11 protein-coding genes are annotated in these 13,001 nt (G+C 61.1%); 7 read left to right on the top strand and 4 right to left on the bottom strand.

All coding sequences use genetic code 11. The annotated features are described in order from the left end of the window. The first annotated feature begins 10 nt into the window (after positions 1-10). The 6 genes from infB (at position 11) to ACWHVV_RS16515 (ending at position 7,909) form a co-directional block, all read left to right on the top strand. Positions 11-2,542, top strand: coding sequence for a translation initiation factor IF-2 (gene infB / locus ACWHVV_RS16540; protein WP_447927189.1), 2,532 nt, complete (start codon positions 11-13; stop codon positions 2,540-2,542). A 17-nt stretch (positions 2,543-2,559) separates the two neighbouring features. Then, positions 2,560-2,967, top strand: a complete 408-nt coding sequence (gene rbfA / locus ACWHVV_RS16535; RefSeq protein ID WP_447894461.1) for a 30S ribosome-binding factor RbfA — start codon at positions 2,560-2,562, stop codon at positions 2,965-2,967. Then, entirely contained in the window at positions 2,967-3,887 is a 921-nt protein-coding gene (gene truB / locus ACWHVV_RS16530) for a tRNA pseudouridine(55) synthase TruB (protein ID WP_447927188.1), read from the top strand. Before rbfA ends, truB begins: the two co-directional genes overlap by 1 nt. Before the next feature lie 117 nt (positions 3,888-4,004). After that, on the top strand, positions 4,005-4,274 hold the full coding sequence (rpsO, locus tag ACWHVV_RS16525; protein ID WP_074397689.1) for a 30S ribosomal protein S15: 270 nt from the start codon (positions 4,005-4,007) through the stop codon (positions 4,272-4,274). A 217-nt stretch (positions 4,275-4,491) separates the two neighbouring features. Next, a complete protein-coding gene (gene pnp / locus ACWHVV_RS16520) occupies positions 4,492-6,654 on the top strand; it encodes a polyribonucleotide nucleotidyltransferase (protein ID WP_447927187.1) in 2,163 nt (720 codons plus the stop codon). 85 nt (positions 6,655-6,739) lie between these two features. Continuing rightward, a complete protein-coding gene (locus ACWHVV_RS16515; RefSeq protein WP_447927186.1) occupies positions 6,740-7,909 on the top strand; it encodes an MFS transporter in 1,170 nt (389 codons plus the stop codon). 191 nt (positions 7,910-8,100) lie between these two features. Here the strand turns inward: ACWHVV_RS16515 and ACWHVV_RS16510 are convergent, their stop codons facing one another. The 4 genes from ACWHVV_RS16510 to pcnB form a co-directional block, all read right to left on the bottom strand. Beyond that, entirely contained in the window at positions 8,101-9,279 is a 1,179-nt protein-coding gene (locus tag ACWHVV_RS16510; RefSeq protein WP_447927185.1) for an acetyl-CoA C-acetyltransferase, read from the bottom strand. A gap of 112 nt (positions 9,280-9,391) precedes the next feature. Continuing rightward, positions 9,392-10,255: a pantoate--beta-alanine ligase gene (gene panC, locus ACWHVV_RS16505; RefSeq protein ID WP_447927184.1), complete on the bottom strand. Its 864-nt coding sequence runs from the start codon at positions 10,253-10,255 to the stop codon at positions 9,392-9,394. Between the two features lie 62 nt (positions 10,256-10,317). Further along, complete coding sequence (gene folK, locus ACWHVV_RS16500; protein ID WP_447927183.1) at positions 10,318-10,815, bottom strand: 2-amino-4-hydroxy-6-hydroxymethyldihydropteridine diphosphokinase; 498 nt, start codon at positions 10,813-10,815, stop codon at positions 10,318-10,320. A 12-nt stretch (positions 10,816-10,827) separates the two neighbouring features. Continuing rightward, positions 10,828-12,213: a polynucleotide adenylyltransferase PcnB gene (gene pcnB / locus ACWHVV_RS16495; RefSeq protein WP_447927182.1), complete on the bottom strand. Its 1,386-nt coding sequence runs from the start codon at positions 12,211-12,213 to the stop codon at positions 10,828-10,830. A 66-nt stretch (positions 12,214-12,279) separates the two neighbouring features. Between pcnB and ACWHVV_RS16490 the strand changes: the two genes are divergently transcribed. After that, positions 12,280-12,894: a hypothetical protein gene (locus ACWHVV_RS16490; RefSeq protein WP_447927181.1), complete on the top strand. Its 615-nt coding sequence runs from the start codon at positions 12,280-12,282 to the stop codon at positions 12,892-12,894. Positions 12,895-13,001: the final 107 nt, after the last annotated feature.

Here is a 13,001-nt window from a genome sequence, read left to right as displayed (position 1 = left end):
GAGGGTCACAATGTCAGATATGACGGTTAAAGATTTTGCAGTAAAGGTGGGCCGCGATGTGCCCCGCCTGTTGGAACAGATGAAAGAGGCGGGCCTTAAGCACGCCTCGGAAAGCGATGCGGTCTCTGAAGACGACAAGCAGACGCTGTTGAGCTTTTTGAAGAAAAGTCACGGCGGCGGCGACGCTGCGGATGCCGGTAAAAACCGCATCACGCTGACGCGCAAAACGCGTAGCCGGATCAAAACCGGTGAGCGCGGCAAGACGATCGAAGTTCAGGTCCGCAAGAAAAAGACCTACGTCAAGCGCGCCGAAGAAGAGCAGCCGAAAGCGCCGGAGCCCACGCACTCGGGCCCGCGCCAGCTGGTAGGCGATATGGCCGAGGCCGAAGCCGAGAATAAAGCACGCGAGGCTCGCGAAGCCGAAGAGCGCGCCGAGGCCCAAAAAGCCAAGGCCGCTGAAGAAGCCGCGCGTAAGGAAGCCGACGCCAAGGCGCCGGCCCCGGCCGAAGCCGCCGTGCCCGAGCTTCAGATCGACGAAACCCCGGCCTCCGAAGAGATGCCGCCGGCGCCGCCGAAAGAAGGTCGTACCGACCGTCGCACCGCGCCGCCCAAAAAGGCCGCGGCGAAGAAAAAAGGCCGTGACGAAGACGACGACCGTGGCGATCGCGAAGAGCGTAAGCGTGGCGGCAGTGCCAAGAAAGCCAAGCGCTCCGAGCGTCGTGGCGGTCGCCGCGGCCCGGGCCAGAGCGGCAACGGCAAGCACGGTTTCCAGAAGCCCACGCAGCCGATCGTTCGCGAAGTCTCGATTCCCGAATCGATCAGCGTCGCTGAGCTGGCCGACAAGATGTCGATCAAGGCCAATGAAGTGATCAAGGCCATGTTCACCATGGGCGCGGCGGTGACCATCAACCAGACGATCGACCAGGATACTGCGGCGATCGTGGTGGAAGAGATGGGCCACAAGGTCAAGCTGGTCAAGGACGATGCGCTCGAGACCGAAATGATCGAGGGCATCTCCTACGAAGGCGATGAGATTACCCGCTCGCCGGTCGTGACCGTCATGGGTCACGTCGACCACGGTAAGACCTCGCTTCTCGACTACATTCGTCGTGCCAAGGTGGCCACCGGTGAAGCCGGCGGTATTACCCAGCACATCGGCGCCTACCACGTCGAAGACAACCACGGTGGCGTGACCTTCCTGGACACCCCCGGCCACGCGGCGTTTACCGCCATGCGTGCCCGCGGTGCCAAGGCAACCGACGTGGTCATCCTGGTGGTGGCGGCGGACGACGGCGTCATGCCGCAAACCGTTGAAGCGATCGAGCACTCCAAAGCGGCCGAAGTTCCCATGGTCGTGGCGGTGAACAAGATCGATAAAGACGGCGCGGATTTCGACCGTATTCGTAACGAGCTTTCCCAGCATGGCGTGATTTCGGAAGAGTGGGGCGGCGATACCCAGTTCGTTCACGTCTCCGCGAAAACCGGTGACGGCATCGAAGAGCTGCTGGAGGCGATCCAGCTGGTATCCGAAGTGCTCGAGCTCAAGGCCGTACCGTCGGCGCCGGGTAAAGGTGTGGTCGTCGAATCGCGCCTCGACAAGGGCCGTGGTCCGGTCGCGACCGTCCTGGTACAAAACGGTACCCTCAAGCGCGGTGATATCGTGCTGGCCGGCCTGCACTACGGCCGTGTACGGGCGCTGACCAACGAACTCGGCCAGCAGGTCGAGGAAGTCGGTCCGGCGATGCCCGTCGAGATTCAGGGCCTGGACGGTACGCCGGACGCCGGTGACGACTTCATGGTCGTAGCCGACGAGCGTAAAGCGCGGGAAGTTGCCAACTTCCGTCAAGGCAAGTACCGCGAAGTACGCCTGGCGCGTCAGCAGAAAGCCAAGCTCGAGAACATGTTCAGCCAGATGGGCCAGGACGAAGTGGCCAAGGTCAACATCGTCTTGAAAGCCGACGTTCAAGGTTCGCTCGAGGCGATCCGCGGTGCGCTCGAAGAGCTTTCCACCGCCGAAGTCGAAGTGGCCGTGGTTTCATCTGGTGTGGGCGGTATCACCGGTACCGACGCCAACCTGGCGCTAGCCAGTGAGGCCATCCTGGTCGGCTTCAACGTCCGTGCCGACGCCGCCGCGCGCGAAATCGTCGAACGTGAAGGCCTGGATCTGCGCTACTACAGCGTCATCTACCACTTGATCGACGAGGTCAAGCAGGCGATGAGCGGTATGCTCGCCCCCGAGTGGAAAGAAGAGATTGTAGGTATTGCTGAAGTCCGCGATGTCTTCCGCGCGCCGAAAATTGGGGCAATTGCCGGTTGTATGGTGGTTGAAGGCAACGTGCATCGTAATAAGAAGATCCGCGTACTGCGTGATGATGTAGTGATTTACGAAGGTGAGCTCGAATCGCTGCGTCGCTTCAAAGACGATGTGCAGGAAGTGCGCAACGGCGTCGAGTGTGGTATCGGCGTCAAGAACTACAACGACGTCCAGGTCGGCGACAAGATCGAAGTCTTCGACCAGGTCAAGGTCGAGCGCACCCTGTAAGGCTGCGAGGAGCAATCATGCGCGAATTCAAGCGTACCGACCGGGTAGCCGACCAGCTCCAAAAGGAGCTGGCGGTGCTTATCCAGCGCGAGATCAAGGACCCGCGCCTTGGCATGGTCACGGTCAGCGGCGCGACCGTCAGCCGTGATCTGGGCTACGCCGATATCTACGTCACCCTGTTGGGTGAGCAGGACCCGGCGCGCATCAAGGAAAACCTGCAGGTGCTCAAACGCGCCAGCGGTTTTCTGAGAAGCCAGATTGCCAAGCGCATCAAGCTGCGTCATGTGCCGGAGCTGCGCTTTCATTTCGATGAAAGCGTGGTGCGCGGCCAGCAGCTCTCTTCGCTGATCGACGAGGCGGTCTCGACCGACCGCGCCCGGCAGGACGAAGAAGAGGGCGGTAACGAAGACGAGGCGCCGCGGTAATGGCGCGTCGTCGTAAGGGCCTGCCGGTCAACGGCGTGGTGCTGCTGGACAAGCCCCAGGGCGTGTCCAGTAACCATGCCTTACAGCGCGTGCGCCGGCTGTTCGAGGCGCAAAAAGCGGGACATACCGGCACCCTCGATCCCATGGCGACGGGCTTACTGCCGATCTGCCTGGGTGAGGCGACCAAGTTCTCCGCGCACCTTCTGGAAGCCGACAAGATGTATCGCACCCGGGTCGAACTCGGGGTGATCACCGATACCGGCGATGCGGAAGGTAGCGTGGTCGAGCGCCGCGAGGTGCCGGCGCTTTCGAATGACGACGTCGAGGCTGCCATTGCACGCTTTCGCGGCGAGATCGACCAGGTACCGCCGATGTACTCGGCGCTCAAGCATCAGGGCAAAAAGCTTTACGAACTGGCCCGCGAGGGCAAGGAAGTGGAGCGTGCAGCGCGCAGAATTAGCGTGTATGATGCCCGGCTGCTCGCGTTCGACGGTCAAGCGTTCGAGCTCGAAGTAAGCTGTAGTAAAGGCACCTACATTCGCACGCTGGCCGAAGATATCGGTTTGGCGCTCGGATGCGGCGCTCATATCAGCCAGCTAAGACGGCTCAAGACCGGCCCCTTCGATGGCAGCGCGATGTGGACCCTGGAGGCGTTAGAAGCTCTTGGTGAGCAGAGCGCGCGTGAGGCCGAATTGATGCCCGTGGACGTACTGGTCGACCACCTCCCTGCGCTTAGCGTGGACGAGGCCGCCCATACCTCCTTGTCCTACGGTCAATCCGCCAGGCTCGACGTGGGGGCACTGCCGCCCAACGAGCTGGCACGACTTTACTACGCCGAGTCGTTTCTCGGCTTGGGCGTGGTGAAAGGGCCCCAGGAAGTGGCCCCCAAGCGGCTGTTAAGCACGGTCGCGCTTTCGTAAGTTCGCTGGTAAAACGTTGCAAGGACGCCGCGATTTACGCGAAAATACCCTTTGAGACTGCAAATATGCGTGGTCTCACCCATTCAATGTTAAGCATATTGCTGACTGGAGAGACAGATGGCACTAACCGCTGAGAAAAAGGCCGAGATCGTCAACGAATACGGCCGCGGCGAGAGCGACACCGGTTCCCCCGAAGTGCAGGTTGCCCTGCTGAGCGCCAACATTAATGGCCTGCAGGACCACTTCAAGACCAACAAGCAAGATCACCACTCGCGTCGTGGTCTGATCCGCATGGTAAACCAGCGTCGTAAGCTGCTGGACTACCTCAAGCGCAAGGATTTTGAACGCTATCAGTCGCTGATCCAGCGTTTGGGTCTGCGCCGCTAAAACGCCTTGTCGCGCCCCTTTTCATGAGGGGGCAGACAAGCCGCGTAGCGTGCAATCAAAACGGGTAGCCCTTTGGGGCTACCCGTTTTTTTATGCCCAAAACGCGCTAAAAGCGGGAGGAAAGGGGCGAATTCGGGTTTCTGGTAGCCCTTGAGCGCCACAGCGCCTAGAATAGTGGCGAGTCAAAACGACCCCAGAAAAGACAAGTAGCTATTTTATGTTAAAGGAAGTCGCCGTGAATCCGGTAAAAAAAACGTTCCAGTACGGTCGTAGTACCGTCACCCTCGAAACCGGCCGTATCGCTCGCCAGGCCAGCGGTGCCGTGATGGTCACCATGGACGACACCGTCGTGCTCTGCACCGTGGTCGCCAAGAAAGACGTCAATCCTGGCCAGCCCTTTTTCCCGCTCTCGGTACACTACCAGGAAAAGACCTACGCGGTCGGCAAGATTCCCGGCGGCTTCTTCAAACGCGAAGGGCGCCCCACCGAGAAAGAGACGCTTACCTCGCGCCTGATCGACCGTCCGATTCGCCCGCTTTTCCCGAAAGGCTTCATGAACGAAGTACAGGTCATCTGTACCGTTCTCTCCACCGACCGTAACCACGACCCGGATATCGCCGCGATGCTGGGTACCTCGGCGGCGCTTTCGATCTCCGGCGTGCCGTTCAACGGCCCGATCGGTGCCGCGCGCGTGGGCTTCAACGAAGAGCAGGGTTACTTTCTGAACCCGACCGTCGAAGAGCTTGCGACCTCCGAGCTGAACATGGTCGTCGCCGGTACCGAAAAAGCCGTGCTGATGGTCGAGTCCGAAGCCCAGGAGCTTCTGGAAGACGAAATGCTCGGTGCGGTCCTCTTTGGCCATCAGGAAATGCAGGTGGCGGTCTCCGCTATCAACGAACTGGTCGCCGAGGCCGGCAAGCCGCGCTGGGAGTGGCAGGCCGCCGAGGAGAACGCGGCGCTTAAAACCGCCATGGCCGAAGGTTTTGAGGCTAAAGTCGGCGAAGCCTATCGCATCACCGACAAGATGCAGCGCCAGGACGCTCTGGCCGCGCTGAAAGACCAGGCGCTCGAAGAGCTGGTGGCCGTCGAAGGTGAGCCGGTCAACGACAAGTTCGCCAAAGACGACGTCAAAGGCGCCTTCGCAAGCCTCGAGAAGCGCGTCGTGCGCTCGCGGGTCGTGAAAGGCGAGCCGCGTATCGATGGCCGCGACAACACCACCGTGCGCCCGCTAGACATCGAAGTCGGCGTGCTGCCCAAGACCCACGGCTCGGCGGTGTTCACCCGTGGTGAAACTCAGGCGATCGCCATCGCGACCCTGGGTACGCTGCGCGACTCGCAGCTGATCGAATCGCTGGAAGGCGAGCGTAAAGACCGCTTCATGCTGCACTACAACTTCCCTCCCTACTCGGTCGGCGAAGCCGGCTTCATGGGCGGGCCGAAGCGCCGTGAAATCGGCCACGGCCGCTTGGCGCGCCGCGGTGTACAGGCCATGCTGCCCTCGGAAGAGGATTTCCCCTACACCATTCGCGTGGTCTCCGAGATCACCGAGTCCAACGGCTCGAGCTCCATGGCCTCGGTTTGTGGCTCCTCGCTTGCGCTGATGGATGCAGGTGTGCCGCTGAAAGCGCCGGTGGCGGGTATCGCCATGGGCCTGGTCAAAGACCCGGAAGGTTACGCGGTGCTGACCGATATTCTGGGCGACGAGGATCACCTCGGTGACATGGACTTCAAGGTCGCCGGCTCCGTCGAAGGCGTGACCGCGCTCCAGATGGATATCAAGATCGAGGGCATCAACGAAGAGATCATGGAGACCGCGCTGCAGCAGGCCCACCACGCGCGTATCTCGATCCTCGAGCAGATGAACGCCGTCATTAATCAGAGCCGCACCGAGGTTTCTGATAACGCACCGTCCATGGCGACGATCAAGATCGACCCGGACAAAATCCGCGACGTCATCGGTAAAGGGGGCGCGACCATTCGCAAGATTTGCGAAGACACCGGCGCCTCCATCGATCTCGACGATGACGGCACCGTGCGTATTTATGCCGAAGACAAAAAAGCCGCCAAGGCGGCCATCGACACCGTGCTGGCGATCACCGCCGAGGCGGAAATCGGCAAGCTTTACAACGGTAAGGTCGTGCGTATTGCCGACTTCGGCGCGTTCGTGAACATCATGCCCGGCACCGACGGTCTGGTACACATCTCGCAAATCGTCCAGGAGCGCGTCAACGACGTGCGCGATTTCCTCAACGAAGGTGACGACGTGGTCGTGAAGGTGCTCGACATCGACAACCGCAACCGCGTGAAGCTCTCCATCAAGGAGATCACCGAAGAAGAGAAAGCGGCGTTTGCCGCACAAAGCGAAGCCACCGTCGAATAAGCGATCCGCAGGTGCTCCCTCCGCCCCCGTTGCCTTTGGCTGCGGGGGCGGCGTTGTTTGGGAGAGCGGTCGATAAGGAGAAATCATGGAGAAGGATGTCGCCAGGTGGTGGGCGGTCATTGCGGTCATGTGCGGGATTTTCCTGCTGGTCACCGCCGAGCAGCTGCCGATCGGGCTGCTCTCGCAGGTAGCGGGCGAAATGGGCGTCAGCGAGGGCACCGCTGGCTTGATGGTGACGGTACCCGGGGTGGTGGCAGCGCTGTCGGCGCCGCTTTTGCCGGTAGCGGTGGGCCGCATGGACCGCCGGGTGATGCTGACCGGTTTGATGATCATCATGACGCTGGGCAGCGTGCTCTCGAGCATGGCCGAAAGCTTTGTCATGCTGCTCGTCGCGCGGGTGCTGATCGGCATGAGTATCGGGGGTTTCTGGGCGGTCGCGGGCAGCATCGCGCCCAGGCTCGTGCCGGAGGAGAGCGTGGCCAAGGCGATGACGATCATCTTCGGTGGCGTCACGGCGGCCTCGGTGCTGGGCGTGCCGCTGGGTACGCTCTTGGGGGATATCAGCAGCTGGCGGTGGGTGTTTGGCGGCCTGGGCGGCTTTAGTCTGCTGACCGCGGGTATGATCTGGCTATGGTTACCCAGCCTTCCGCCCCGGGAGCCGGTACGCCTGCGCATTCTCGCCCAACAGGTGCTCAATCGCGGCGTGCGCGTAGCGGTACTCACCACCGGCTGCGTGGTCGTGGGCCACTTCGTCGCCTACACCTTCATCAGCCCGATTTTGCAAAACGTCAGCGGCATCGAGCAGCGCAACGTGGGCACCCTGTTGCTGCTTTACGGGGCGGCGGGCATTATCGGCAACGTGATCGCGGGCATGCGTGCGGCGCGCAACCCCTACATCGCCGTGCTCATGATTCCGGTGCTGCTGTTGGTCGTGGTGGCGAGCTTTCCGCTGCTGGGCACGAGTCCGTTCAGCGGCGTGGCGCTCTTGACGGTGTGGGGCGCGATCTTTGGCAGCATCTCGGTGAGCATTCAAACCTGGATTCTGCGCACCGCGCCCAACACTGAGGCGGCGACCGCTTTAATGGCCTTCGTGTTCAATATGTCGATTGGCCTGGGGTCACTTCTGGGCGGGCGCGTGGTGGATGCTACGAGTCTACCCACCACCATGTGGGCCGCCGCCGGGCTTTTCCTGATGGGGGTGGTGCTGGTTGGTCGCACGCCATCACGGCTAGTCAATGGCGGCAGGATTCGGTAAACCGCTGCGTTCAGACACTAAAGACCCCGCTTTCGAGCGGGGTTTTGGTTTTTAACACTGCCAGCTACAGCGCTAGAGGAGGGCAGAAGCGACCCGTAGCGAGGGTCTTTCGCCAGGGATGGCGAAAGTAGCGTACAAGGATGTATTCACAGCGCCCTCGCGTAGGGTTGCTTCTGACCGAGCCACCATAATTACGGCCGCTCGATGGCCAGCGCTACACCCTGACCGCCGCCGATACACAGCGTGGCAAGGCCTTTTTTGGCATCCCGAGCGATCATTTCGTGAATCAGCGAGACCAGTACGCGACAGCCCGAGGCGCCGATCGGGTGGCCCAGCGCAATCGCACCGCCGTTGACGTTCACTTTGGACACGTCCCAGCCCAGCTCCTTGTTGACCGACATCGCCTGGGCGGCAAAGGCTTCGTTCGCCTCGACGAGATCCAAATCCTCCAGGCTCCAGCCGGCTTTCTCAAGGCACCGCCTTGTCGCCGGGGCCGGCCCGATACCCATGATCGCCGGGTCCACGCCGGCGTTGGCGTAGGCCTTGATGCGCGCGAGCGGCTCGAGGCCCAGCTCCTTGGCTTTCTCCGCCGAGCAGACCATCACCACGGCGGCGCCGTCGTTGAGAGAGGAGGCGTTGCCCGCGGTGACGGTGCCGTCTTTCTTGAACGCCGGCTTCATACTACCCAGTTTTTCCGCAGTGACTTCCCGCGGGTTTTCGTCGGTATCGAACACCACCGGGTCGCCCTTGCGCTGGGGGATCTCGACCGGCACGATCTGGCTTTTGAACTTGCCTTCCTTGATGGCGTTGGAGGCGTTCTGCTGCGACTGGGCGGCGAACTCGTCCATTTGCTCGCGGGTGATGCCGTACTTCTCGGCCAGGTTCTCGGCGGTAATGCCCATATGGAAATCGTTGAACGCGTCCCACAGGCCGTCGTGGACCATGGTATCGATCGCTTTCCAGTCGCCCATGCGTTGGCCGTTGCGCGAGTTGGGTAGCACGTGAGGCGAGGCGGACATGTTCTCCTGGCCACCGGCAATGATCAGGTCGGCATCGCCGCACAGGATGGCTTGAGTGGCCAAATGCACCGCTTTGAGGCCGGAGCCGCACACCTTGTTGATGGTCATGGCCGGCACCGAGTCCGGAAGCCCCGCATTGATGGACGCCTGGCGAGCCGGGTTTTGGCCCACCCCCGCAGTCAGCACCTGGCCGAGCAGCACTTCGTTGACCTGATCCGGCGAGACGCCGGTGGATGAGAGGATGTCCTTGATGACCAGCGAGCCGAGTTCGCTGGCGGGAATGCCCGCGAGCGAGCCGCCGAAGCTACCGACCGCGGTGCGCCGTGCGGCGACGATGACCACTTCTTGCATGACAGAACTCCCGAAATGAATAAGGCCGTAAGCCTATGAGCGAGCGTATTGAATTCAAGCGTGTTCAATCAGCATAGGGGAAAGTCGTGCGTCGCGACAATACGCTTTTGGTTCACCCTCGTGGGTCGCGCCTTTGCAGGGTGACGGCCACGTTATCGATCAGAAGCGTCGGGCCGAGCTTTGCCGCCGCTAATAGTACCGCCGCTGAAGTGGTGGGCGTTACCGGGCCAAGCGCTGCGCTTTTTAGCTCTACGTAGTCCGGTGTAAAGCCCGCAGCCCCCAGGGCCGCGATCGCCTGGTCGAGCACGAGCGGGGCGGGCTCGCCGTTTTCCAGCGCCGCTTTCGCTGCTTGCAGGGCCTGGTAAAGCCTGGGCGCGGCGGCGCGCTGTTCGTCACTCAAGTAGCCGTTACGCGATGAAAGCGCCAGGCCGTCCTCGGCGCGCTGTGTCGCGACACCGATGATCTCGATGGGCATGTGCAGGTCCGCGACGAACTTTCGGATCACCGCCAGTTGCTGGTAATCCTTCTCGCCGAACAGCGCGATGTCCGGCTGCACCAGGTTGAATAGCATCGTCACCACGGTGGCCACGCCGTCGAAGTGGCCGGGGCGGGTGGCGCCGCAAAGCCCTTCGGAAACCACCGGCACCTGCACCCGCGTCTGAGCGTCCAGGCCGCCCGGGTAGAGCGCGGCGGCGGTGGGGGCGAATAGAAAATCGCAGCCGGCCTCGGCAAGCTTCGCCTGGTCCTCTTTTAGGGTGCGCGGGTAGGCGTCCAGGTCTTCACCCGGGCCAAACTGCATCGGGTTGACGAAAAGGCTCGCCACTACGATATCCGCGTGCTGGCGCGCGGTTTCCACCAGCGCCATGTGCCCGGCGTGCAGGTTGCCCATGGTGGGTACCAGCGCGATACGTTTCCCGGTTCGGCGGTCGTCGTTGAGCGTCGATCGAAGGTCGGCGATGTCGTGCAGCGTGCGCATTATGGTTGGCCTGGCAGGGGTAAGACAAAAATGGCGCGGGCGACGTCGAGCCCCGTGGGTCGTTAACCCGGGACGTCTTCGACCAGTCGCTGAATGCCGGGGTTTTCGATGCGCTCCAGCCAGTGGCGGGCGGGCTGATCGTGCAGGGAGATCGCAGCATCAAGCTCGGTAAGCGGCATCAGCACGAAAGCGCGCTCATGCATGTGCGGGTGGGGAACGCTTAAGCGGGGCTGCTCGATGCGCCGCTCGTCGAAGAGCAGGATATCGAGATCCAGGGTGCGTGGGCCCCAGTGGCGCAAACGGCGGCGGCGATGGCGCTGCTCCAGGCCCTGGAGCTGATCCAGAAGCGCCAGCGGTGAGAGCGCGGTATCGAGGGCGACGACGGCGTTGACGAAATCCGGCTGATCCTGGGGGCCCACCGGGCGGCTGGCGTAAAGCGAGGAGACGCCGCTTACCCTGGTGAGCGGCAGCTCGCCCAGCTCGACTATCGCCCGGCGTACCTGGGCCAGCGGCTCTTCGATATTGCTGCCAATGCCGATATAGGCAAGCGATGAGATCATGGCGCTGGCTCGCTAATCGCTTTTGCGCGTCGGCTTACGGCGCTTTTTACGCCGCCGGTCGCCCTGGCTTGCCGGGTCGCCGCCCACCTTTTGCAGCAGGCGGCGCTGTTCGTGCTCGTCGCCCTGCTGGAACGCTTCCCACCACTCGCCAAGCCCGCGGGGTATTTCACCGGCTTGCTCGCGCAGTAACAATAGGTCGAAAGCGGCGCGAAAGCGCGGGTGTTCGCGGCTTTGAAACGCGCGCTTGCCGCGACGCATGGGCAGGCGTGCCTGAAGCTCCCAGATCTCGCGCATCGGCATACCAAAGCGCTTGGGGATCGAGATATGCTGAAGCTGGCGCATCACTACGTCCTGGGCGGCGGTTTGCAGCGCGGGTACCGCAGGCATGCCTTCGCCTTCGAGCTCTGCCAAGCGTAGCGAAACCGGCCCCCACAAAAACGCGGCGAACAAAAACGCCGGGGTCACCGGGCGGTCGTTGGCGATGCGCTTGTCGGTATTCATTAGCGCCTGTTCGATCAGCTCCTCGACCCAAGCGGCGTCGGCCATGGCTTCCTCGGCTTCGGGGAAGAGCATGCCGAACAGCCCGTAGTGGCTCAAAAGACGGAAGGTCAAAAGCCCCTGACCGGACATGAAGAGCTTGAGCGCTTCGTCGAATAGGCGCGCCGGCGGAATTTGCAGCAAAAGCGGCGCCAGCTCGTACATCGGCGCTTCGGTTTCCGGAGCGATCTCGAAGCCCAGCTTGGCGGCAAAGCGCACCGCGCGCAGCATACGCACCGGGTCTTCCCGATAACGGGTCGCCGGGTCGCCGATCAGGCGCAGCGTGCGTGCGTTGATATCGCCGATGCCGCCGGCGAAGTCATGAATCGAGAAGTCGGCGATGCTGTAGTAAAGCGCGTTGACGGTGAAGTCACGGCGCAGCGCGTCCTCTTCGATGCTGCCCCAAACGTTATCGCGCAGCAGAAGCCCATCGTCGGATTGCTGAGCGATATGATCGCCGTGTTCGTCCTGGGGCTTGCCTCGGAAGGTCGTTACCTCGATGACTTCGCGCCCAAAGCGGACGTGAACGATACGAAAGCGCCGCCCGATCAATCGCGAGTTGCGAAACAGCTCGCGCACCTGATCCGGCGTGGCGTTGGTCGCCACGTCGAAATCCTTGGGTGTTTGACCAAGGAGCGCATCACGAATGCAGCCACCGACCAGATAGGCACCAAAGCCTGCACCGTCCAATCGATAAAGTACTTTCAAGGCGGCGTCGCTGATCTGCTGACGAGAAACAGGGTGCTCGGAGCGGGGGATAACGTGAGGCGTTAAGGCCTCTGTAGGGTTTTCTTGGGAATCGAGCAGGTTTTTCAATTGCTCTCCCGAACCAGGTAAAAAACGGGTAAGTCCTCTAAACATGCGACGACATCGACTCGCAGTTAAAACGTAGGTTATTTAACAAAGGGTTTGATAAATGATAAGTCGATGAGTGTAGCCGACGCCCAACGCCTTGCAAAGCATTCAGACGAGGATTGTACAAAACGTTTAAAAAACGACGTTCATAAAGGCGTCAATCCCCCGCGGCCAGATGCGGAAAGGGGAGGCCAAAAGGGCCTCCCCTGTCAATTGGGTCAATCAGCATCCGTGCTGCTGTTTTTCTTCATGATGGCACATCGCCCTGAATACGCACCGCAGTCAGTAAAGCGTTACTCACTCTGCTCCGACCGCCTCGTATTCAAAACAATAATCCAACCGCGAACTCTTCTCTCCCGGCGAATTGTTATTGGTTCCGGGGGGTACATCGCAAAGCGTTTATTATTGTTGGCCGCTTTGAGGGTGTACGTCGCGTCCTTTTTCGGGTGGTTGCTTTCGATTGTTTTTATGGATGCGCCTGCTTTCAAGCGCCAGCAATTTGCAAGACATCAGCCGTTTGTTGTTATTGGTCGCTTATCTTGCCCCCGCCCTGTTGTTTTTGTTTTGGCGAGGTCTGTGCGGTATGACTTGTTATTGTTGTTGTTTAACCGTTACCCGATTTGTTTTTCTTACCCAGTAATACTGCACTTGGCGTGCCACTTGTTAAAAAGAAACGTCATTTCATGAACTTGTAGTATTCGAGTATTTTTTGAGCGGGCGTAGCGCACCAAGTGTTACCTTCGAAACAGCGTTTTTAAACGTGTTGTGTGTGGGAAGGTAACAGCCCAAATGCC

The sequence above is a fragment of the Vreelandella sp. EE27 genome (assembly GCF_968206495.1).
The sequence above is the reverse complement of the archived record's forward strand: the minus strand, read 5'-3'. Positions and strand labels throughout refer to the sequence as shown.

Coding starts and splice junctions, on each gene's coding strand:
- infB (WP_447927189.1), top strand. CDS start 11: ATGTCAGATATGACGGTTAAAGATTTTGCAGTAAAGGTGGGCCGCGAT.
- rbfA (WP_447894461.1), top strand. CDS start 2,560: ATGCGCGAATTCAAGCGTACCGACCGGGTAGCCGACCAGCTCCAAAAG.
- truB (WP_447927188.1), top strand. CDS start 2,967: ATGGCGCGTCGTCGTAAGGGCCTGCCGGTCAACGGCGTGGTGCTGCTG.
- rpsO (WP_074397689.1), top strand. CDS start 4,005: ATGGCACTAACCGCTGAGAAAAAGGCCGAGATCGTCAACGAATACGGC.
- pnp (WP_447927187.1), top strand. CDS start 4,492: ATGTTAAAGGAAGTCGCCGTGAATCCGGTAAAAAAAACGTTCCAGTAC.
- ACWHVV_RS16515 (WP_447927186.1), top strand. CDS start 6,740: ATGGAGAAGGATGTCGCCAGGTGGTGGGCGGTCATTGCGGTCATGTGC.
- ACWHVV_RS16510 (WP_447927185.1), bottom strand. CDS start 9,279: ATGCAAGAAGTGGTCATCGTCGCCGCACGGCGCACCGCGGTCGGTAGC.
- panC (WP_447927184.1), bottom strand. CDS start 10,255: ATGCGCACGCTGCACGACATCGCCGACCTTCGATCGACGCTCAACGAC.
- folK (WP_447927183.1), bottom strand. CDS start 10,815: ATGATCTCATCGCTTGCCTATATCGGCATTGGCAGCAATATCGAAGAG.
- pcnB (WP_447927182.1), bottom strand. CDS start 12,213: ATGTTTAGAGGACTTACCCGTTTTTTACCTGGTTCGGGAGAGCAATTG.
- ACWHVV_RS16490 (WP_447927181.1), top strand. CDS start 12,280: ATGAGTGTAGCCGACGCCCAACGCCTTGCAAAGCATTCAGACGAGGAT.